Source organism: Bradyrhizobium sp. (genome assembly GCF_036009065.1).
In the GTDB taxonomy this organism is placed as follows: domain Bacteria; phylum Pseudomonadota; class Alphaproteobacteria; order Rhizobiales; family Xanthobacteraceae; genus Bradyrhizobium.
This window is the reverse complement of record NZ_DASYMN010000305.1, coordinates 1-18,991: the sequence shown is the minus strand read 5'-3', so window position 1 is coordinate 18,991 and position 18,991 is coordinate 1. Positions and strand designations below refer to the sequence as shown.

Sequence of the window (18,991 nt, the reverse complement as noted above, 5' to 3'; positions counted from 1 at the left end):
GGGTAGCAAGCGTGACGCTTGCTCGTAAAAATCGTCATTGCCGGGCTTGACCCGGCAATCCATCATCGTCGAAAGACTCCTCACGAAGAAGATGGATGCGCGGGTCAAGCCCGCGCATGACGCCGGGGCATGAGCTATTGGGTTTACATTCTCGCCAGCGGTCCCGGCGGAACGCTTTACGTCGGGATGACGAACAATCTCGTTCGCCGCGTTTACGAACATCGGGAAGGGTTTGTCGGCGGCTTTACCAGGAGGTACGGAGTCAAACAGCTCGTCTACTTCGAGGCGCACGATAACGCGATCGGAGCGCTCCAACGCGAGAAGAACATCAAGCACTGGCCGCGCGAATGGAAGATTGATCTTATCGTCAGAGACAATCCCACTTGGCGCGACTTGTACGATGAGATCGTCCATTGACGATGAAGCTTGTCATTGCCGGGCTTGACCCGGCAATCCATCCCCCTTGCAAGACTCCTTGCGAAGATCGATGGATGCGCGGGTCAAGCCCGCGCATGACACCTTCAATATTTTTAGGATCCTCACAGCGTCCGCGCGCGGCGCTCGGCTTCGGTGCGCTGTCCGCGCTTGACGTGATGCCGCCGGGGATCACCTCGATCTGCGACAGTCCACCGCGCGTCATTCCGTGACACGCCTCTTGGCGGAACCCGGAATCCCGTCGTCATCCGCCGCGCGATCAGATGGTATTCCTACCCTGTCCGGTTCCACGTCCCTGCGGCGCGATCAGATGGACGCCTCAGGTGCGGAAGAACACGAACCAGACCGCGCCGAGAATCAGCACCGCGAGGCCGGTCGAGACGGCCAGAAGCGCCAGCACCGACGGGCCGGGTTCGGCGCTGCGGGCCTCGGTCGGGGTTTCGACGATCTGCCCACGTTGTTTTGTTGCCATGGCGCCCTCGATTGGTGAGTGGATCAAATGCCTTGCGGCACGTCCTGTCGAAAGCAACGCATGATGTCGGATGATGTTCCGGGATTTGCGCTCGCGATCTCGGGTCGCGGCGGCGGGCCGGTTGCCGCGGCGGGCGCCACCGCTCGGCTCAGGGCCCAATTCCGGAGCATGCCGGTAACCTATCCCAGCAGCGTCACGCTGTCAAGCATTAAGTCCTAGGTTTTCCATCTTTTTAAAATCCGTCGAAAACGCAATAGGTTGCCCGATGATTCGGTCACTCGTTGCCCATCCAATTACCGCGAATGGACGGCGCACCTGCTGGGTTACGCCCCGCCTCGCTTGCAGCGCGTCGGGCGGCTACTTCAGCGAGTTGTTGACCGAGGTGAATTTGGTATTGAGCTGCGGGCCGATGCCCTGCACCGTGACGACGATGGCGAGCGCGATGAAGCTCGCGATCAGGCAGTATTCGATCGCGGTGGCGCCGGAGTCGTCGCTGAAGAATTTTGCAACCAGCCGCCGCATCACAGCCTCCCCGCCCTTCATGCCGCGGCCAAGCTAGGCCGCAATGGTTGCCGCAAGGTTGAACAACACGCTGAACAGGCGATTAAGACGGCGCGGGAACGCGCTGCGCAGGCCCGCGCATCACCTTCGGCCGTCATCCTGAGGAGCCGCGCGCTTGCGCGGCGTCTCGAAGGATCGACGCTTGCGCCCTGGCCCATCCTTCGAGGCTCGCCGAACACGGCGAGCACCTCAGGATGACGGCGGAGTTGTGGAGAAAGCTTTACCAGGCTGCAAATTCCTGTTCCAATCCTCGGCCAACAACACTGCACAACAAGAAAAACGGGGAGCCCCCATGAAACTCGGCGCGGCGATCGCGGAAATCATGAAGCGCGAGGGGATCGAGATCCTCTGCGGCTATCCGGTCAATCATCTGATCGAATTTGCGGCCGCAGCCGACATCCGCCCGGTGATGGTGCGGCAGGAGCGCATCGGCGTGCACATGGCGGACGCGATCTCGCGGCTCTCCTGCGGGCGCAGCATCGGCGCGTTCTGCATGCAGCACGGCCCCGGCGCGGAGAATGCCATGGGCGGCGTCGCGCAGTGTTTTGGGGAATCGGTGCCGGTGCTGGTGCTGCCGATGGGCTATGCGCGCAGGCTCGCCAATATCGAGCCGAACTTCAATTCCAGCCAGGCGATGAAGGCGTTCGCCAAATCCGCCGAGCCGATCATCCTCGCCAGCGAAGTCTGCAACATTTTTCGACGCGCCTTTACAAAACTGAAGAACGGCCGCGGCGGCCCGGTGATCGTGGAAATCCCGGCCGACATGTGGAACGAGGACGTGCCGGAGCCCCTGAACTACACGCCGGTGCTGCGCACGCGTTATGGCGCCGATCCGGTGCATGTCAGGGAAGCCGCCGCCCTGCTTACTGGCGCCAAACGCCCGGTGATCTATGCCGGCCAGGGCGTGCATTACGCGCAAGCCTGGCCGCAGCTGAAGCGGCTGGCGGAAAGGCTCGCGATCCCGGTCACCACCAGCCTCGGCGGCAAGTCGTCGTTTCCGGAAACCCATCCGCTGTCGCTCGGCTCCGGTGGCCTTGCGGTGCCGCGCGCGGTGCCGAAATTTTTGGGCGAGGCCGACGTGATCTTCGGCATCGGCTGCTCCTTCACCGAGACCTCGTTCGGCATCGCGATGCCCAAGGGCAAGACCATCATCCATTCGACGCTCGACCCCGCGCATCTCAACAAGGACGTCGAGGCGAAGATCGGGCTGGTCGGCGACGCCGGCCTCGTGCTCGACGCGCTGCTGGAGGAAATCAACAGGACCGTCACGTCGGATCGCGACGCGGCCGCGGTCGCCGCCGGGATCGCGGCATCGCACGAGGAGTGGCTGGCAAAGTGGATGCCGAAACTGACCCACAATGACGCGCCACTCAATCCCTATCGCGTGCTGTGGGACCTGCAGCACACCGTCGACATCTCAAACACCATCATCACCCACGACGCCGGCAGCCCCCGCGACCAGCTCTCGCCGTTCTGGAAATCGGTCGAGCCGCTAACCTACATCGGCTGGGGCAAGACCACGCAGCTCGGCTACGGTCTCGGCCTTGCAATGGGTGCAAAACTGGCAAAACCCGACAGGCTGTGCATCAACGTCTGGGGCGACGCCGCGATCGGGTTTACCGGCATGGATTTCGAGACCGCGGTGCGCGAGCGGATTCCTATCATGTCGATTCTTCTGAACAATTTTTCCATGGCGATCGAACTCAAGGTGATGCCGATCTCCACGGAAAAATACCGCTCCACCGACATCTCCGGCGACTATGCCGCCATGGCCCGTGCCTTCGGCGGCTACGGCGAGCGCGTCACCAGGCCGGAAGACATCATCCCCGCGATCCAGCGCGGCATCGCCAAGACCAAAGAAGGCGTGCCGGTGTTGCTGGAGTTCATCACGTCCAAGGAGACCGAGGTGTCGCGGCCGGGAACGTGAAGGAGGCGCAATGCGCCGCTCCAATGGTTCCGTCGTCCCCGCGCAGGCGGGGACCCATAACCCCCGGCGTTTGTGGTTGAACACGATGGTGCAACGTCTTTCCAGAATGGCAACGACACGGCGTCCAGTGCGACAGGCAGAACTGGATTGCTTCGTCGCTTCGCTCCTCGCAATGACATGACGAGGCGGATCACAATCGACGGCCGGACCGTCATCTTGGCGATGTGCGTCGGCCAGCTTGGCAGCCTGCTACCGCATGTGGCGGTACCGTCGGTGCTTGCCGGATTCCTGATCGCGGAGTGGCAGCTGAGCGGCGCGCAGGCTGGGCTGCTGGCCGGCTCGGGTGCGGCGGGTTACATGGTGGCGGTGCCGGTGCTGGCGACGCTGACGGATCGAATCGACGCGCGAAAAATCCTGATCGCGGGCTCGGCGCTGAGCGCGCTCGCAACCCTGCTATTCGGCCTGTTCGCCGACGGGCTGTGGTCCGGGATGTTTTATGCCAGCCTCGCCGGCGTCGGATTCGCGGGCGCCTACATGCCCGGCCTCAAGGCGCTGACCGATCGGCTGGCGCCGGGCGATTCATCGCGCGCGGTCACGCTGTACACGTCGAGCTTTTCGCTCGGCGTCGGCCTGTCATTTCTGGTGTCCCAGCTCGCGGCGGAAGCCTGGGGCTGGCGTGCCGCATTCGTCGTCACCGCCGCCGGCCCGCTTGCGATGCTGCTGGTCTGCTTGCTGTTGCGGCCGGTTCAACCAAAGCCCGCGTCAGGCCGCCTGCTGGATTTCAAGCCGGTCATTCGCAACCGGCCGGCGATGGGTTTTGTGCTTGGATATGGCGCGCATTGCTTCGAGCTTTATGGAATCAGGACGTGGATCGTTGCGTTCTGGACATTTGTGGCGATGAAGAATTCGGAATCGGTGCTGACGCCGATCGTCGTCAGTGTGGTATTTTCCGTGCTCGCCATGCCCGCAAGCATCCTCGGCAACGAACTCGCGCTGAAATTCGGCCGGCATCGCGCAATCTCCACCGTGATGTTCGGTTCCGCATTTGTCGCACTCCTGATCGGGATATTCGCCGACCGATCGCCATGGTTCCTGCTGCCCCTGATCATGATCTACGCGTTCACGGTGCCGGCCGATTCCGGCGCGCTGACATCGGGAATGGCGATGGCGGCAAACCCCGATTATCGCGGGGCAACGATGGCGATGCATTCGACGGTCGGCTTCAGCCTGTCGGCGTTGGGCGCCTGGAGCATCGGCGTCGCGCTGGATGCCGGCGGCGGCCCGCTCAACGCATCGGCCTGGCTTGTCGCGTTTTCCGTGCTGGCGGCGGGAATCTTGCTCGGCCCGCTGGCGCTGTATTGGTCGCGAATGAAAGAGGGCGCCGCCGCCGAGTAGGATGCTCCGTCATTGCGGGCGTAGCGAGGAGACGCACCTGTGCCGGGGATGTGCGCGGTATTCATCCCACAACGTGCAACCGCAAGCCGGCGCGCTTCTGCAGATAGAAGATCACGCTGAACAGATTTTTCGCCTGCGGATTGCCGCGCGGGCCGAACATGCGGATCAGGCTCTTGGGCGGCGCCCCGGTCGCTGCCCCAAGCTTCTCGAATCCGACGGTAGCCTTGATGTAGTCCCGCAGGATGGTCTTGCCGGTGTCCACGTCGCCGCTGAGCAACGCATCGACCCCTTCGCGCAGAAGAGCCTCGGCAAATTTTTTGTCGTGCTTTACATGCTGCTGCACCAGTTCCTTGAAGCTCTTGGTTTTTGCCATTCTCGTCTCCACTCAGCGCCGTCCGCGTTTACCTTGCCTATAGTCCTGCCAATAAGAATGAGCCGCCTCGATATCGCGCTGCTGACGCTTTTTCGTTCCACCGATCAGCAAAACCACCACCGCATCGCCATCACGTCCGAAATCCGCAAACCAATCGGCGAATGGCGCTTGGCCGCCCGCGGCGATGTAATAGCGGATTTCAGCCATGATCGAGGGTAACATAAATGTTACTCCTAGTTCAACCCAAATAGCCGCGCTGGAACGAAACATCGTGTGCCCTTCTGGCACACGTCGCATCGCCTCCGCTCTGCACAGCCGTTTGCGGCGGCGCATGGCACGCCTCACGCCGCGGATCCCGCACGAAACCGTGCAAATCCCGCCCATGCGCGGGCCGCGTTAGCCATATCGCGCACTCGCCTGCCCGGCCTGCGGCCGAGCGGCCGCCGCGGCATGATCGATGCCCATTCGTCTCCATCGTCGCTGCCGCCTTGCCAAAATGGGGCAGAAAAAACCTTGGAGGCTTGCATGCTCGTTTCAAATCAGCCGCGGCTGCTGCCGCATCCGCGCGCGGCCCAGCCCACCGCGAGGCTGGCGGACTACCTGGCGATCGCGCGGCCGGATCACTGGATCAAGCATGTGCTGATCATTCCCGGCGTGGCGTTCGCAATGATCATGTCCGCGGCCGCGCCGGCCGACGCAGCAGCGCTGGTCGGGCGGCTGATGACCTGCCTGTTCGTGGCCATGGCGCTGTCGTCGGCCAACTACACCATCAACGAATGGCTCGATGCGCCGTTCGACGCCATGCACCCGACCAAGCGCGCGCGCCCGGCGGTGCAGACCGCGATGTCTCCTGCAATCGTGTTCGCGCAATATATCATGCTCACCTTCATCGGCATGCTGGCGGCCAATACGCTCGGCGGCAGCTTCAGCCTGGCCGCGGTGGTGTTCGCGATTTTCGGCGTGATCTACAATGTGCGGCCGATCCGCGCCAAGGATCGCGCCTTTCTCGACGTCATCGTCGAATCGCTCAACAATCCCTTGCGCTTCTTGTTCGGCTGGTTCGCGGTGATCCCGCATGTCGCGCCGCCCGTGTCGATCCTGTTCGCCTACTGGTTCGGCGGCGCCTTCCTGATGGCCGCCAAGCGCGTCTCGGAGCATCGCGCCATCGCCGAGGCCGGCGGCACGGCGAACCTTGCCGCGTACCGCCCGTCCTTCGCGGTCTATACACAGTCTAGCCTGGTGACGAGCTGTCTCGTCTACGCGCAGGGGTTCGCGTTCATGATGGCGATCTTCCTGTTAAAATACCGGATCGAATACCTCGTCGTCATTCCGCTCTTCATCGCGCTGTTCGCTTCCTATATGCGGCTCGCCCTGACACCAGATTCAGCCGCCGCCCGCCCCGAGGAGCTGATGCGCCAGCCGGCGATGATGCTCGGCGCCGCGGTGACGATGGCGCTGTTCGGCGTGCTGACCTTCGTCGACCTGCCCTGGCTGAACGGCCTCACCAGTTCCGACCTGATCCCTCTCGGCATCGGACGCTGACATGTCGAGCGCGGCGCCCGTTGAATCTCCAAGAAGCATTGCCGGGATCGTGGCGGCAGCGCTGCTGTTCGCAGCACTGGCGGTGCTGCTCGACGGTCCAGTCTGGCTGGTAAAACTGGTGCCGACCCAGGACGGCCCGGTGCATCTGGCGCAGGCCGACCTGATCGCGCGCTTCGGCTGGGGCGGCGCGCTGACTGAGCCGGCGGCGTCGTTCTACCAGTGGAATCCGCGCATCGAGCCGAACTCGGCGATCTATCTGCTGCTCGCGGGCCTGATCAGGCTGACCGGCGACGCGCTGATGGCCAACACGCTGTTCCTCAGCCTGTACGGATTTTTGTGGATCGCCGCCGCGTTCGCAGCCAGCCGCAGCCAAACCGGACGGCCGATGTTGCCGCTCCTGCTGTTGCTGCCGCTGGCGTTCGGCGTGTTCATCCATTGGGGATTTTACAATTACGCGCTGGGCGTGCCGCTGTTTCTGCTGTTCGCCAGCTTCTGGCGCAAGGCAACAGCGCGCCGCAACGCCGTTACCTTCATTGCCACCGCATTATTCCTGGGTGCGCTTTGCCTGACCCACATCACCGCGGTGGTCGCGGCTTGCCTGCTGCTTGCCGCCGACGGTCTTGCGCGCGCGACCCAGGCGCTGGACCGCCACGGCATCCGCGCCGCGCTTGGGCAGTTGACGGCCGACGGCGCCTGGGCCGCCGCCGCGGCGCTGCCGGTGCTGCTGATCACGCTGAGCTTCCTGAGCGCGTATCAACAACTTCCGGCTGAGGCCGATGGCGCGGGGGGTGGGCTGACGCAGATCCTGCGCCGGATCATGGCCGCGACGTATTTGTTCAGCTTTACCTGGTGGGAAGTCGTTGCGCTCGTACCGTTACTGGCCGCGCTGGTGGTTGCAGGCGTTGCGGCGTTGCGTCGAATCAAGACTGGCGAGCTGACGTGGCCGATCTTTTTCGCCCTCGTCGTCCTGCTGTCGCTGCTCAACCTCAAGACCGGCACCGCCTCGCTCTCCGAACGCCTTGCTCCGTTCACCTGGATTGCCGTCGTGATGGCGATTGCCAGCCGGCAACCCGGTCCCGCGCTGGTGCGCACGCTTTGCGCAGCTGCGCTTGCCGGTTTGACCGGCCAGAGCGCCATCCGCGCACTCGCCTATCAGAGCTGGTCGGCGACGCTGCAAAGCGAACTCGACGCCGGCCGCGACAATCCCGGAAAAACCTTTGCCAGCGCCGACCTGATCGCGCCGCGGGATAGCGCGCTGTTTGCGTGGCGCGTCAGGCCGACGCTGCACGCCGCGCAGACCGCGGCGCTTGCCGCGCACGGCGCCGGACTGTCGTCGCCGCTGCCCTCGACGCGCTATTTCGGTTACTTCCCGCTGCAATATGTCGAAGCCCGCGATTTCATGCGCGCGGCGCCGGATTGGGAATCCGAGCCCGACGCGGCCGCGCTGGCCGCGTTCCAAAAATCCAACCGGGGCGCGCCGCATGTCCTGATCGTGTCGTCCTCCGATGGTTACGGCGCCGCGCTGGCGAGCCGGCTCGGCTACGACGATTGCAAGGCTGGCGCCGGCGGCGCGCGGCAGCTTGCCGTATGCAAGGCCTCGCCTCGCCTGAGTGTCGCGCATGAATGAGATGCTGAGAACCCTGCCCCGGACGCCGCAACCCGGTCGGGAGCTTTCCGGCGACAGCGCCGATGCGCTGTTCGGTCTTCCGGTTTCGATGCCGCTGGTGCTCGATCTCGACGGCACGCTGATCGCAGGCGACCTGCTCTACAAGAGCTTCCTTTCCAACCTGCGCCAAAATCCTTTGGTGGTGTTTCGCTGCGCGGCATGGCTGTTGGGTGGCCGCGCCGCGCTGAAGCGCCAGCTTGCATTACGGGCGCGGATCGACTGGGATCGGCAAAGACTGCATCGGGACGTGCTGGCGCTGGCGATCCGCGAAAAGCGCGCGGGGCGGGAGATCGTCCTTGCGACCGCTGCCGATGCGGTTCTCGCCGGACAACTGGGGTCGCGCCTGACCTTCATCGACCGGGTGCTGGCGTCCGACGGCCGGCAAAATCTCAAGGGTTCCGCGAAAGCCGGGCTGCTGCGCGAGCTGTTTCCGGCCGGCTTCATCTATGCCGGCGACAGCGCCGCCGACCTCAGGGTATGGCGGCACGCACGCGGCATCGTCCTCGTCGGCGCACGCAGCTCCGTCACCGACGCGGCGCGCGCACTGCGCCGGCCGATGCTGGAATTGCCTCGTCACTGCCGGGCTTGACCCGGCAATCCCGCCATAGTCGGCGTCATACGCGGGCTTGACCCGCGTATCCATCATCTTCGCAAGAGTCTTTTCGAAGAGGATGGATTGCCGGGTCAAGCCCGGCAATGACGGCCCCCTCGCCCTCACGGCTTGAAGAAGGCCGGATCGTTGAGCGCCTTGATCATGGTGTCGACCATGTCGGCGGCGCCGTGGTCTTCGCGCGCTTCCAGCAGTTCCCACATCTTGCGCAAATTGGCGCGCATCGGCGCCTTCAGCGACGGATCGCGCTCGATCAGGGTCCGCGCGATACAGAACGCGACGGCCTCGGTGCCCATCCGGGTCTGCTCGATGGTGGGTTTGCTCATGGCCGGTTCCTTGTCGTTTGATGTCGAATGGATTGCCGGGCCGCTGTTAGATGACTTCGAGGCCGATGGATAGCCGCCGTGCTCGCTGCAGGGTCCTGTTCATGCATTGGCCCCCGGATCGGTCCGGCCCTCATTGATCGCGCAGCGTCAGCCCGGTCGCCGCTTCCAACTCGGCGATGGCCTGGCGCGCATCGAGCACTTTGATGGTGGTCATGCCCATCTCGCGCGCGGGCTTCAAATTGACGCCGAGATCGTCCAGATAAACGCAAGCCCTGGGATCCACAGCGAGGGCCTCGACCATCATCCGGTAGATGCGCGGGTCGGGTTTGCGCAGGCCGATCCTGGCCGATTCGATGATATGGTCGAACAGCGCCATCACCTCGGCCACATAGAGCGTGCGGCCGCTGCTGCTGCCGATCGCGTTGGCGGGAAGGTTGTTGGTGATGCAGCCGGTCTTGAATTTTGCCTTCACCCGCCGCAGCGCTTCCACCATCTCCGGCCGCAGCTCGCCCGACAGCAGCGGCAAGACGTCCTTGCCACGAACCTCCGCGCCGAGCATGAGCGATTCCGCCGCGAACAGCCGGTCGAATGCCTCGAGGTCCACCTCGGCGCGCTCGAATTTCGCCCAGGCATTCTCCCGGTGATTGGCCGCATTGGTGCGCCGGATGATGTCGGCGGGCAGCCCGCGCGCCGCCTCGAACCGCGCGAACGCCTCGAAGGGCGAGGTGGTCAGCACCCCGCCAAAATCCCAGATCACCGCCTCGATCATGATGTCCCCCTCGCCCCGCTTCAGCCGTCATCCCGAGAGACCGACTCAAAAGTCCTTTTAGATGAAATCCGACCCCGCCTTTTGCTCGTCATGCCCGGCCTTGTGCCGGACATCCACGTCTTACCTCGTTTCAGGCAAGAAAGACGTGGATAGCCGGGACAAGCCCGGCCATGACGAGGGCTTTTTCAGTCAGGCTCTGAGGAGCCGCGCGCTTGCGCGGCGTCTTGCGCATGATGTTCTCGATACGCCTTGAAAACCGCACCGAGTGCGGCTGCTACGCCCGGCCAACATTGCACCGGTTTTGCGGAACGCAATTGGTTTTGATTCGTTTTTTGAACATGACAGAGACCGCATTCGCCAATTTCGACCTGGAACGAGCCATCGGCCTGCGCTGGGCCCTGCGGGACATCCTTGCCAAGCGGACCAAGCTGACGCCGCTCAAGGACGACGACGTGCAGGCGCTGCTGGAACTGGGTTTCATCGAGATGCAGGACGGCTCGCCGGTCGTGACGCCGGCCGGATTGGCCGCGCTGGATTGAGCGGGCGAAGCAGACTGCGAGCCAAGTTGGTCCTATGACCACCGACCGGTGCTCGGCGCCGATACTCAACTCGATTCACACATCTGCCACCAACCAACACCGTCGTCATCCCGAGAGGATGACGGGTGGATGGGTGGCTCGGAAAAAGACTCGTGTTTTCTGACTTCGACATGCAGCAAATTTTCCCGCTTGTGTCGGCGAGCCGACCGACACCCGGTCCGGATCGCGCCACAATGAAAAAACGCGGGGCGTCGGAGGCGAACATGATTGGAGATCGCAGCGGAATCTATGCGCCGGAGGAACTGCTTCTGTTCCGGCGGGTGTTCGAGAACGCGGTCGGGGCGCTGCCCGCCGTCATGCGCACGCCCGACGCGAGATCGCGCATCGCGCGGAATATCCTCGACTGCGCCGCGACCGGGGAACGCGACCCGGTCGAACTTCGCATCGCCGCGCTGGGCCGTCTTCAGGCATCGGCCGCGTAGCGAGGGAACGAGATCGCATGATCGGAGTTTTCGAATCCGCATCATGCATCCAAGAAGACAGTACTAATGCCGGCAAGAACAGCGGCGAAAGTAAGCCGCACTGCGCTCAGTCGAAGGACGGCCGTACTCCTTCGAACAGACCAGGGGCTCCGTATTCGCGTCCGGAGCCGCTCACCGGTCGACAAAGTTGAAAATTTGGAGCTCTTTCAGGCGCCTCATTTTGGGCTGCCGCGGGACTGAGGCGCACTGCCGAGCGCGCGAGCCCCCGTCGGACGATTTGGCGGCCATGCAACGCGGGTCCGCGGACCAACGCATCAGGAACCAAAACCCGTCCGCCGTGTTTGCAGAGACGATATCGATGAGAACACGCGGCCTGAGAGGACAACCAATGAAAAAATCAATTGCCATTTTCGCCGCGGCGGCGGTTCTGTTGTCGTCGGCCGCGCTTGCGCAGTCGGTCGGAGAAAAAACCGGCGTCAACTCCGCGCTCGGCATCAGCCCGAGCACGGCCGACTTCGTCAAGGAAGCCGCGATTAGCGACATGATGGAAATCGAATCCAGCAAGATCGCGCAGCAGAAGGGCAGCGCCGAGGAAAAGAAGTTCGCCGGGCAGATGATCACCGACCACGGCAAGACCAGTTCGGAGCTGAAGAGCATGGTCGGCAGCGGCGACGTCAAGGCCGAAATACCGGCGGCGCTGGACAGCTCCTCGCAAAGCAAGCTCGACAAGCTGCGCAACGCCAAGCCGGAAGATTTTTCCGGCCAATACGACTCCATGCAGGTAAGCGCTCACAAGGACGCGGTGTCCTTGTTCGAGCGATACGCGAAGGGCGGCGACAATCCGAAACTGAAGGATTGGGCCGGCAAGACCCTCCCGGCGCTGCAACACCACCTCGAAATGGCGCAGCAGATGGAGAAGAACCGGAAATAGCCGGACGGCATGTTTTCTCGTCGTGGCGGGCGGCCATCGACCCCTGCCGCCGGTGGACAGCCGCCATCGAACTCTTTCAGCAGCGAGGTTTTGCGATTTCGGCGGTTGGCGTAGACAAGGCCTGCGATGCATCTGATCGAAATACTTCTGCCCGTCAACGACAATGCCGGACGACCGTTCGACGCCGGCAAGTACGCCGCGGTCCGTCAACATTTGACCGAGCGGTTTGGCGGACTGACGGCGTTCACCCGATCACCCGCGCAGGGTACCACGAGGGACGGCGGCAAGACGGTGCATGACGACATCGTCGTGTTCGAAGTCATGACGGAGAAGCTGGACGTATCATGGTGGCGCAGCTACCGGCCGCAGTTGGAACGCGAGTTCCGGCAGGACGCGATCGTGGCCCGCGCCTCGGCCATGACCCTGCTTTGATGGCAAAAGATCTGGACAGAAGGGTGAAGCTCGCGCTCGACGAGACGCGGCTGCTCATTCTCGGCGTCCAGGTGCTGCTAGGATTTCAGTTCCAGAGTTCTTCCAGGACGGCTTTGTCTCGCTGTCTTCGCTCTCGCAGTGGCTGTGCGTCGCCGGCATCGGGCTGCTCACGGCCTCGGCCGGCCTGTTGATTGCGCCCTCGATGCAGCACCGCCTGGTGGAGGACGGCAGATCCAGCGCCCGTCTGGTGCGGGCGACGAACATTTTTACCGGTTGCGGACTTATCCCGCTGGCGGCGAGCCTCGGTCTGTCAGGCTACGTCGTTGCCGAACGGCATTTTGGACTGGCTCCGGGCCTCGCCATTGGCCTCTCCTTGGCGGCCGCCGCGGCGCTCGCGTGGTTCGGGCTGGAATTCATGGTCGGTTTGCAAAGGGACGACAATTCCATGCAGGTAGCGAGCACCCCGCTGGCGACAAAGGTCGAGCAGTTGCTCACGGAGGCGCGGCTCATCATTCCCGGCGCCCAGGCGCTGCTGGGATTCCAGTTCATCGCCATGCTGACATCCGGGTTCGATCGCCTGCCGCAATCCGTCAAGGCCGTTCATGCGCTGGCGCTGTGCCTTGTCGCCATCAACGTGATCTTGCTGATGACGCCGGCGGCGCTGCACCGGCTCTCGTTCAACGGCGAGGATTCCAGAACATTCCTGCGGATGGGGTCGGCCCTGGTGATCGCCGCACCGTCTTTCCTCGCGGCGGGCATTGCCGCGGAAACGTTCGTGGTACTGCACAAGGTTTCGGCAACTGCAGACTGGGCCTACATCGGCGCCCTCATCAGCTTCGTCGCGCTGACCGGCCTTTGGTACGCCGTCCCGCTCTGGCTGCGCATGAGGCTTGAGCGATGACGGCTGGATTCACATATCCGCCATCAACCGACCCCGCCGTCATCCTGAGGTGCTCGCCGTCTTCGGCGAGCCTCGAAGGATAGGCCACAGCGTCTGCGGCCATCCTTCGAGACGCCGCGCAAGCGCGCGGCTCCTCAGGATGACGGCGGAATGTGGGGCGCAAAATGACCCGTGTCGAAGGACGTTACAGCACGGCTTCGACCAGCCCGAGCTTTTTTGCTTCCTCGGCTTCAAGATACCAGTTCGAGGGCGCGCGTTTCAGCACCTCGTCGAGCGTCACCTTCGAGCCGAGCACGAGATTCTGAAAGCCCTCGTTCTGGATCGCGATCGAGCATTCGATTTCGTTAAGCGTCGCCTGCACCGTGGCGAGGCAGGTCGTCAGCGGCCCGTCGATCACCAGATTCTTTGCCAGCTTGCGCTCGTGGATCATCAGCCGCGTGCCGCGCGTCAGATATCGGTTCTGGCGCGCGAAGAAACCCATGAAGGTGGTGCCGGCGGAATAGATCGCGGCCTTGCCGAGAAACACGAACCGCCGCGCCTGCTCCATGTCGCTGGCAAAGCGCACGTCCTCCCCCATCATCCGCGCCACCTCCGGATCGCCGCCCAGCGTCGACAATTCGATGACCACGAGAGCCTGGTCGGACGCCTTGTCGAACTGGCTGCGGAATTTTTCGTACATCTCGTAATCGACCACGCCGGACAGCGCGATCAACGGCGACTTGAACGCGGACGCAGGAAGCGTCTGGGTGGCGGGGGGAGGCTGCGATGCTGAAGCGGCAGAAGTCTGGGCTGGCATGGTTGTCGCTCGCGAAAATCAGGGTGGAAAGCGCCGCCCGGCAGCGACGTGAGATATGCACGAGCCGCGCCGATGGTTCCAAGGAGGCCCGTCATTGCCGGGCGTCTGTTCCGGCTCGATCGGGCTCACACGCCTCGGCAGCTCCCGCTGGAACCGTCTCAGTGGCTGTGGGTTAACGCCTACGGGGAGGGGTCCATTGGACAAATTTCAAATCGTTCCGCACATTCTTGTTCTCGCTTGCGCCTATGCATTGGCGTTGCCGATCGGCTGGGATCGCGAGAAGGAGGCGCGCAGCGCCGGCTTGCGAACTTTTCCGCTGGTTGCTTTGGCAAGTTGTGGATTTGTCCAGGCGACCGAGGCGCATCTTCTAAACTCCCCCGAAGCAACCGCACGCATTGTCGAGGGCCTCATCACCGGAATCGGCTTCATCGGCGGCGGGGCCATTCTGAAGCAGGGCAGCTCGGTTCACGGCACGGCGACGGCGGCAAGCCTTTGGGCGACCGGCGCGATCGGGACTGCCGTAGGGCTCGGCAGCTTCGATGTCGCCGTTACGATCGCCGCGTTCACCTTTCTGACGCTGAAACTGCTGCCGTGGTTGAAGCAGGAGGGCAACCCTGACGTCACTCCGTCGAACGGGAAGTGAGGCCGGGAACATCGCAGAGGCAAACTTGCGATCGAACATGATGCCTAGAAAATGGAACACACATTGGGCAATCCAAGATGCCAGCGGTGAGGACGAAAGGTTGTAATCCGCTCAGCCCATCCCCTACTCCGCCATCTCCGTCGGCACGCTCGCCGGTCCCGCCAGCGGCCTCTCCTCCATCAGCACCATCAGCAGCGTCGCGCCGGCCATCAGCGCTGCCGCCGCGGCGAATACATAGCGGAATGCAGTGACCATGTCGGCGGGCGCGATCCCCCCCACCACGCTGCGCTGTTCGCCGACCACGGAAACGCCGGCGCCCAGCGCCATCAGCAGTATCGCGGTGAACGCCGCCACCGTGAACGAGGCCGCCAGCGCGCGGAAAAAGTTCAGTGCGCCGGTGACGGTGCCGACTTGCGAGCGATGAACCGAATTCTGGATCGAGACCACGCTGATCGGAAAGGTGGTGCCGAGGCCGAGCGCGAACAGCGACAGCAGCACCAGCAGCACCCATAGCGGCATCGGCGTTGCCGCCGCGAGCACGGCTGCAATCGCTGCCGCGAACGCGGTGCCGATGATGGCGACGCGCTTATAGTGCTTCATCCGCGCCATCGCCTTGCCGGCGATGGCGGCGCCGCCGGTGGAGACGGCGGCCAAGGGAATCAGCGCGAGGCCGGATTCGCTGGCGCTTAAATGATAGACCGCCTCGTAATACAGCGGCATGTGCACGGTCAGGCCCAGCATGGCGCCGAGCGCGCAGCCGCCGGCGGCCATCGCGTAGGGCACCACGGGGCCGCCCATCAGCGGCAGCGGCAAAAACGGCTCGTCGGCGCGGCGCGCGTGCCAGACGAAGCCGAGCGCCAAGGCCACCGCCGAGCCGATCATCGCGGTGATCGCAGGCGATGCCCACGAGTAGCGGTTGCCGCCCCAGGTCAGCACCAGCGTGAATACCACCGCGGAGGCCATCAGCAGCACGCCGCCGAGCCAGTCGATTCTGCGCTTGCGATGGAAGGTCGGGATTCTGCCCATCTTCGGCAGCAGCATCGCCAGCGAAGCGATGCCGAGCGGCACGTTGATCCAGAAGATCATCGACCAGTGCAGATGCTCGGCGAACACCCCGCCGACGACCGGGCCGCCGATCCCGGCCGCGGTCCACACGCCGGAGAAATACGCCTGGTACTGGCCGCGCTCCCGCGGGGTGATGATATCCGAGATCACCGTCTGCACGATGGGAAGGATGCCGCCGCCGCCGAGGCCCTGCAGCCCGCGCGCGACGATCAGCATCGGCATGTTCGGCGCCAGCGCGCACAGCACGGAGCCTGCGATGAACAGCGACATCGCGGCGATGATCATAGCCCGGCGGCCATAGATGTCGCTGAGCGTGCCGAACACCGGCGCCACTGCGGTGGAGGCCAGCAGATACGCCGTGATTACCCAGGACAGACTGGAGACGTCGTGGAACTGGCGGCCGATGGTCGGCAGCGCGGTGGCGACGATGGTCTGGTCCAGCGCCGCAAGGAACATGGTCAGCATCAGGCTGAGCAGGATGGTGCGGACTTCGCCCTGCGTCAGTGGCGCCCGCGGCGCGATCGGCGGCGCGTCGGGAAGGTCGATTATCTCGGCCGGCCCATGCGAAAGATCGCGCGCGGCCGCTTGCGGCAACGGCTGTCGGTCAGCCGCGTCACGGCTCTGGCGGTCGAACTTGTTCATGCAGGCGTTAAGGATCGATGTTGACGCGGCGGACGCGCGGAATATTTGATTCAGGCGTAATATAACTGCTGAATCACCGCCGCGGCAGCGGGCTGCGCGCATGGGTGCATCCCGCCGGGGTCGCATCGGCCGGCAATGACGAAGGTCCCAGCCATCGCCGCATCCTCATCCGGCGCGGCTTCATAAAGCGCATCGGACTCGACGCCTGCAGTTTTTCCGTGCGACATTTTCTGTTTGCAGGGAGGACGGCACGATGGACGAGATATTGATCAACACGGATAAGACGGGCGTTCAGCATCAGCCCGGCGTCGCCGGATTGCGCGGGACCCAGTTTGCCGTTGTCTGGGCGGACCACGCGACCGGCGATATCAAAGGCCGGATGATTGGCGTGAACGGGGCTCCAGCCAGCGACGCGTTCCCTGTCAACTTTCCCGGGACGCCGGGGACCAAGCGTCAATCCCCGGCGATACTCGAAACCGGCGCGGGCTTTGTTGTCGCATGGACCGAGCAACCGCCGGGGCCTCCGAGCACTCCCGCGCAGGTCAAGCTTCGCACCTTCGAGGCGGATACGCTGTCGGGGCCTGAAAGCCAGGTCAGCACCACGGAGGTCGAAAAGGCGATACGGCCGGCGCTGGCGCGCCTGCCGGATGGCGGCTTCATCGTGGTCTGGGCCGACAAGCGGCAGGAGGAGCGCATCCGCGCACAGCGTTATGGTTTTGACGGGACGAAAAGCGGTCCCGAGTTTCGCGCCAATACCGTCCCAGGCTTCCACTGGGTCCCGATGGTCGCCTGCCTGACCAACGGAAATATCGTCATCGCATGGCGGGCGCGCGTGCCCGGGCCTCTGATGATTCACTTGCAGATGTTCGATGCGAACGGGCCGCTGGGCGCCGAACAGACCACGGCGCTGCATGCGACGGAGGCTGCCATGACCGCGCTCGATTCTGGCCGCTTCGTCATCGCGCATATCAGGAATGCGGGCGATAGCGAGCCCGGCTTCGACACCACGGTCGCGCAGGTGAGCGTGTTCGAGGCCAACGGCGCATTCGCCAATATCCGCTTTGCCGCCACCGGCGACAACCGGATCCGGTCCGACTGGCCGACGCTCGCGCCGTTGCCCGGCGGGCGCTTTATGCTGGCCTGGACAGAGGCGAATGTCGACAACCCCGCCGCCGGAACCAATGTCGCGGCCAGAATCTTTTCTGCCCAAGGACCGATCGGCCAACCCGTCCGGATCAACACCTTGACGGGCGGACCACGATTCGACTTGAGGACCGCCGCGACGTTCGGCCCCGAGGGCGAGACTGCCTTCCTCATATGGACCGATGAGAGCAACGCCGGCCCCGACACGTCGGGGCGCGCGGTCGAAGGCAGGGCGATGACCATATCGGCGGCAGGGTTTTAGAGCGCGATCGCCGCTCGCCTGATCGACGACGCCCTGAGGCGCTTCGTCCGCAATGGTGGCGCCGAGTGCGCGCACGCCTTGGCCGTCATCCTCAGGCTTGCTGTCCCGCCGCTTCGAGGATCAGCCGCGCGATTTCGCCCGCATGGGAGATCAGCGACAGATGGCTGGCCTTCACCTCGATGGTCTGGGCTCCCATCCGCCTGGCCATGAAGCGCTCGAGGTCCGGATCGATCGTGCGGTCTTCCGTTGATACCGCGTAGTAGCTCGGCTTCGATCGCCAGGCCGCGTGCGTGGTCTTGCCTGACAGCAGAGCCTTGTGAAATGGTTGCTGTACGGCGTAGAGCATTTTTGCTTTTGCTTCCGGCAGGTCGCCTGCAAAATCGCGCAAAAATGCTTGTTCGCTGAGACGTCCTTCGTCGCCATCGAACACGATGCCGGCGCTCGCTGGCGGCGTCGGATAGGTTTTGGCCAGGGCGGTGTAGTCCTCGCCCGCATCCGGCGCGCGCGCCGCCACATAGACCAGCGCGGAGACGTTCGGATGAACGCCGGCCTCGGTGACGATCATCCCCGAGAAGGAATGACCCACCAGCACCGTCGGGCCATCCTGCCGCGCCAGCACGCGCTCGGCCGAAGCCACCGCCTCAGGCAGCGTGGTCAGTGGATTTTGGACGAAGGTGGCATTGAGCCCCGCCGCCTGCAATCGCGCTATCACCTCTAGCCAGCACGAGCCGTCGGCGAACAACCCGTGCACAAGCACGACGTTGCGCGCCTTCGCTGGAGTTGGATTTGCGGCCATGCCGCGTGTGGAGATCAGCGAAGCTGCGGCGCCGGCGAGCAGGGCGGTCGAAAATGTTCGTCGGTTCATCTTCATAATGTCTCTCCTTTGTTCACGAGGGGGACGTTCAGATCACCTCTCCTCGGACGGGAGAGGTAAGTAATCGTAGCAACCATTAAAGCGACGCCCTTTCGCCCTTGAGCATGACGCCGTGCTCGCGGCCGTCAAGGCGTGGCCTGGAAACGTCGAGCGTGGGGAGAGGCCGGCGCGACGGCCATCCTTGACGGCCACTGCGCGCGGCGTC

General features: G+C 63.9%; 22 protein-coding genes. 13 read left to right on the top strand and 9 right to left on the bottom strand.

The annotated features are described in order from the left end of the window. The first annotated feature begins 129 nt into the window (after nucleotides 1–129). Nucleotides 130–417, top strand: coding sequence for a GIY-YIG nuclease family protein (locus tag VGP39_RS18600; protein WP_327569563.1), 288 nt, complete (start codon nucleotides 130–132; stop codon nucleotides 415–417). A gap of 337 nt (nucleotides 418–754) precedes the next feature. Here the strand turns inward: VGP39_RS18600 and VGP39_RS18595 are convergent, their stop codons facing one another. Together VGP39_RS18595 and VGP39_RS18590 are read right to left on the bottom strand one after the other, a co-directional pair. Further along, nucleotides 755–907 carry a hypothetical protein gene (locus VGP39_RS18595; RefSeq protein WP_327569562.1) on the bottom strand — a complete coding sequence of 51 codons (153 nt, stop codon included), beginning with the start codon at nucleotides 905–907 and terminating at the stop codon, nucleotides 755–757. A 357-nt stretch (nucleotides 908–1,264) separates the two neighbouring features. Beyond that, entirely contained in the window at nucleotides 1,265–1,429 is a 165-nt protein-coding gene (locus tag VGP39_RS18590) for a Flp family type IVb pilin (RefSeq protein WP_327569561.1), read from the bottom strand. A 277-nt stretch (nucleotides 1,430–1,706) separates the two neighbouring features. Between VGP39_RS18590 and VGP39_RS18585 the strand changes: the two genes are divergently transcribed. Further along, the gene (locus tag VGP39_RS18585; protein ID WP_327569566.1) at nucleotides 1,707–3,395 is read left to right on the top strand and encodes a thiamine pyrophosphate-requiring protein; all 1,689 of its coding nucleotides are present in this window, start codon (nucleotides 1,707–1,709) and stop codon (nucleotides 3,393–3,395) included. 222 nt (nucleotides 3,396–3,617) lie between these two features. Beyond that, nucleotides 3,618–4,790, top strand: a complete 1,173-nt coding sequence (locus tag VGP39_RS18580) for an MFS transporter (protein WP_327569565.1) — start codon at nucleotides 3,618–3,620, stop codon at nucleotides 4,788–4,790. A gap of 61 nt (nucleotides 4,791–4,851) precedes the next feature. Here VGP39_RS18580 and VGP39_RS18575 read toward each other — a convergent pair whose 3' ends face one another. Continuing rightward, nucleotides 4,852–5,163, bottom strand: a complete 312-nt coding sequence (locus VGP39_RS18575) for a transcriptional regulator (RefSeq protein WP_327569560.1) — start codon at nucleotides 5,161–5,163, stop codon at nucleotides 4,852–4,854. A 12-nt stretch (nucleotides 5,164–5,175) separates the two neighbouring features. Then, nucleotides 5,176–5,385: a hypothetical protein gene (locus VGP39_RS18570; RefSeq protein ID WP_327569559.1), complete on the bottom strand. Its 210-nt coding sequence runs from the start codon at nucleotides 5,383–5,385 to the stop codon at nucleotides 5,176–5,178. A 303-nt stretch (nucleotides 5,386–5,688) separates the two neighbouring features. Between VGP39_RS18570 and VGP39_RS18565 the strand changes: the two genes are divergently transcribed. Genes VGP39_RS18565 through VGP39_RS18555 form a run of 3 tightly spaced genes read left to right on the top strand, consistent with a single transcriptional unit; the run spans nucleotide 5,689 to nucleotide 8,960 of the window. Next, nucleotides 5,689–6,705: a UbiA family prenyltransferase gene (locus tag VGP39_RS18565; RefSeq protein WP_327569558.1), complete on the top strand. Its 1,017-nt coding sequence runs from the start codon at nucleotides 5,689–5,691 to the stop codon at nucleotides 6,703–6,705. 1 nt (nucleotide 6,706) lies between these two features. Next, nucleotides 6,707–8,332 (top strand): hypothetical protein, encoded by a 1,626-nt coding sequence (locus tag VGP39_RS18560; protein WP_327569557.1) that lies wholly within the window; start codon nucleotides 6,707–6,709, stop codon nucleotides 8,330–8,332. Beyond that, a complete protein-coding gene (locus VGP39_RS18555) occupies nucleotides 8,325–8,960 on the top strand; it encodes a hypothetical protein (protein WP_327569556.1) in 636 nt (211 codons plus the stop codon). The genes VGP39_RS18560 and VGP39_RS18555 overlap by 8 nt, the downstream gene beginning before the upstream one ends. Nucleotides 8,961–9,085: 125 nt before the next feature. On the opposite strand, the gene VGP39_RS18550 is transcribed toward VGP39_RS18555, so the two are convergent. Next, the gene (locus tag VGP39_RS18550; protein WP_327569555.1) at nucleotides 9,086–9,307 is read right to left on the bottom strand and encodes a hypothetical protein; all 222 of its coding nucleotides are present in this window, start codon (nucleotides 9,305–9,307) and stop codon (nucleotides 9,086–9,088) included. A 130-nt stretch (nucleotides 9,308–9,437) separates the two neighbouring features. Next, nucleotides 9,438–10,076 carry an HAD-IA family hydrolase gene (locus VGP39_RS18545; RefSeq protein ID WP_327569554.1) on the bottom strand — a complete coding sequence of 213 codons (639 nt, stop codon included), beginning with the start codon at nucleotides 10,074–10,076 and terminating at the stop codon, nucleotides 9,438–9,440. Between the two features lie 212 nt (nucleotides 10,077–10,288). Between VGP39_RS18545 and VGP39_RS18540 the strand changes: the two genes are divergently transcribed. The 5 genes from VGP39_RS18540 (at nucleotide 10,289) to VGP39_RS18520 (ending at nucleotide 13,361) form a co-directional block, all read left to right on the top strand. Then, entirely contained in the window at nucleotides 10,289–10,615 is a 327-nt protein-coding gene (locus tag VGP39_RS18540) for a hypothetical protein (protein ID WP_327569553.1), read from the top strand. A gap of 125 nt (nucleotides 10,616–10,740) precedes the next feature. Then, nucleotides 10,741–11,097: a hypothetical protein gene (locus tag VGP39_RS18535; RefSeq protein ID WP_327569552.1), complete on the top strand. Its 357-nt coding sequence runs from the start codon at nucleotides 10,741–10,743 to the stop codon at nucleotides 11,095–11,097. Nucleotides 11,098–11,485: 388 nt separating this feature from the next. Then, nucleotides 11,486–12,028, top strand: a complete 543-nt coding sequence (locus VGP39_RS18530) for a DUF4142 domain-containing protein (protein WP_327569551.1) — start codon at nucleotides 11,486–11,488, stop codon at nucleotides 12,026–12,028. Nucleotides 12,029–12,154: 126 nt separating this feature from the next. Next, nucleotides 12,155–12,460, top strand: coding sequence for a hypothetical protein (locus tag VGP39_RS18525; RefSeq protein ID WP_327569550.1), 306 nt, complete (start codon nucleotides 12,155–12,157; stop codon nucleotides 12,458–12,460). An 82-nt stretch (nucleotides 12,461–12,542) separates the two neighbouring features. Continuing rightward, nucleotides 12,543–13,361, top strand: coding sequence for a DUF6328 family protein (locus VGP39_RS18520; RefSeq protein ID WP_327569564.1), 819 nt, complete (start codon nucleotides 12,543–12,545; stop codon nucleotides 13,359–13,361). A 184-nt stretch (nucleotides 13,362–13,545) separates the two neighbouring features. Here VGP39_RS18520 and VGP39_RS18515 read toward each other — a convergent pair whose 3' ends face one another. After that, nucleotides 13,546–14,157, bottom strand: coding sequence for a peptidase S14 (locus tag VGP39_RS18515; protein ID WP_327569549.1), 612 nt, complete (start codon nucleotides 14,155–14,157; stop codon nucleotides 13,546–13,548). Nucleotides 14,158–14,353: 196 nt separating this feature from the next. Here VGP39_RS18515 and VGP39_RS18510 point away from each other — a divergent pair, with 196 nt between their 5' ends. Next, the gene (locus VGP39_RS18510; protein WP_327569548.1) at nucleotides 14,354–14,800 is read left to right on the top strand and encodes an MgtC/SapB family protein; all 447 of its coding nucleotides are present in this window, start codon (nucleotides 14,354–14,356) and stop codon (nucleotides 14,798–14,800) included. A gap of 123 nt (nucleotides 14,801–14,923) precedes the next feature. On the opposite strand, the gene VGP39_RS18505 is transcribed toward VGP39_RS18510, so the two are convergent. Further along, nucleotides 14,924–16,507, bottom strand: coding sequence for an MDR family MFS transporter (locus VGP39_RS18505; protein ID WP_327569547.1), 1,584 nt, complete (start codon nucleotides 16,505–16,507; stop codon nucleotides 14,924–14,926). 253 nt (nucleotides 16,508–16,760) lie between these two features. Here VGP39_RS18505 and VGP39_RS18500 point away from each other — a divergent pair, with 253 nt between their 5' ends. Then, a complete protein-coding gene (locus VGP39_RS18500; RefSeq protein WP_327569546.1) occupies nucleotides 16,761–17,912 on the top strand; it encodes a hypothetical protein in 1,152 nt (383 codons plus the stop codon). A 91-nt stretch (nucleotides 17,913–18,003) separates the two neighbouring features. Here VGP39_RS18500 and VGP39_RS18495 read toward each other — a convergent pair whose 3' ends face one another. Continuing rightward, nucleotides 18,004–18,783, bottom strand: coding sequence for an alpha/beta hydrolase (locus tag VGP39_RS18495; RefSeq protein ID WP_327569545.1), 780 nt, complete (start codon nucleotides 18,781–18,783; stop codon nucleotides 18,004–18,006). Between the last annotated feature and the right edge of the window lie 208 nt (nucleotides 18,784–18,991).

Bases quoted from the DNA above. Each gene is read 5' to 3' on its own strand.
- VGP39_RS18600 (WP_327569563.1), top strand. From the start codon at position 130: ATGAGCTATTGGGTTTACATTCTCGCCAGCGGTCCCGGCGGAACGCTT.
- VGP39_RS18595 (WP_327569562.1), bottom strand. From the start codon at position 907: ATGGCAACAAAACAACGTGGGCAGATCGTCGAAACCCCGACCGAGGCC.
- VGP39_RS18590 (WP_327569561.1), bottom strand. From the start codon at position 1,429: ATGCGGCGGCTGGTTGCAAAATTCTTCAGCGACGACTCCGGCGCCACC.
- VGP39_RS18580 (WP_327569565.1), top strand. From the start codon at position 3,618: ATGTGCGTCGGCCAGCTTGGCAGCCTGCTACCGCATGTGGCGGTACCG.
- VGP39_RS18575 (WP_327569560.1), bottom strand. From the start codon at position 5,163: ATGGCAAAAACCAAGAGCTTCAAGGAACTGGTGCAGCAGCATGTAAAG.
- VGP39_RS18570 (WP_327569559.1), bottom strand. From the start codon at position 5,385: ATGTTACCCTCGATCATGGCTGAAATCCGCTATTACATCGCCGCGGGC.
- VGP39_RS18565 (WP_327569558.1), top strand. From the start codon at position 5,689: ATGCTCGTTTCAAATCAGCCGCGGCTGCTGCCGCATCCGCGCGCGGCC.
- VGP39_RS18560 (WP_327569557.1), top strand. From the start codon at position 6,707: ATGTCGAGCGCGGCGCCCGTTGAATCTCCAAGAAGCATTGCCGGGATC.
- VGP39_RS18555 (WP_327569556.1), top strand. From the start codon at position 8,325: ATGAATGAGATGCTGAGAACCCTGCCCCGGACGCCGCAACCCGGTCGG.
- VGP39_RS18550 (WP_327569555.1), bottom strand. From the start codon at position 9,307: ATGAGCAAACCCACCATCGAGCAGACCCGGATGGGCACCGAGGCCGTC.
- VGP39_RS18545 (WP_327569554.1), bottom strand. From the start codon at position 10,076: ATGATCGAGGCGGTGATCTGGGATTTTGGCGGGGTGCTGACCACCTCG.
- VGP39_RS18530 (WP_327569551.1), top strand. From the start codon at position 11,486: ATGAAAAAATCAATTGCCATTTTCGCCGCGGCGGCGGTTCTGTTGTCG.
- VGP39_RS18525 (WP_327569550.1), top strand. From the start codon at position 12,155: ATGCATCTGATCGAAATACTTCTGCCCGTCAACGACAATGCCGGACGA.
- VGP39_RS18515 (WP_327569549.1), bottom strand. From the start codon at position 14,157: ATGCCAGCCCAGACTTCTGCCGCTTCAGCATCGCAGCCTCCCCCCGCC.
- VGP39_RS18505 (WP_327569547.1), bottom strand. From the start codon at position 16,507: ATGAACAAGTTCGACCGCCAGAGCCGTGACGCGGCTGACCGACAGCCG.
- VGP39_RS18500 (WP_327569546.1), top strand. From the start codon at position 16,761: ATGGACGAGATATTGATCAACACGGATAAGACGGGCGTTCAGCATCAG.
- VGP39_RS18495 (WP_327569545.1), bottom strand. From the start codon at position 18,783: ATGAAGATGAACCGACGAACATTTTCGACCGCCCTGCTCGCCGGCGCC.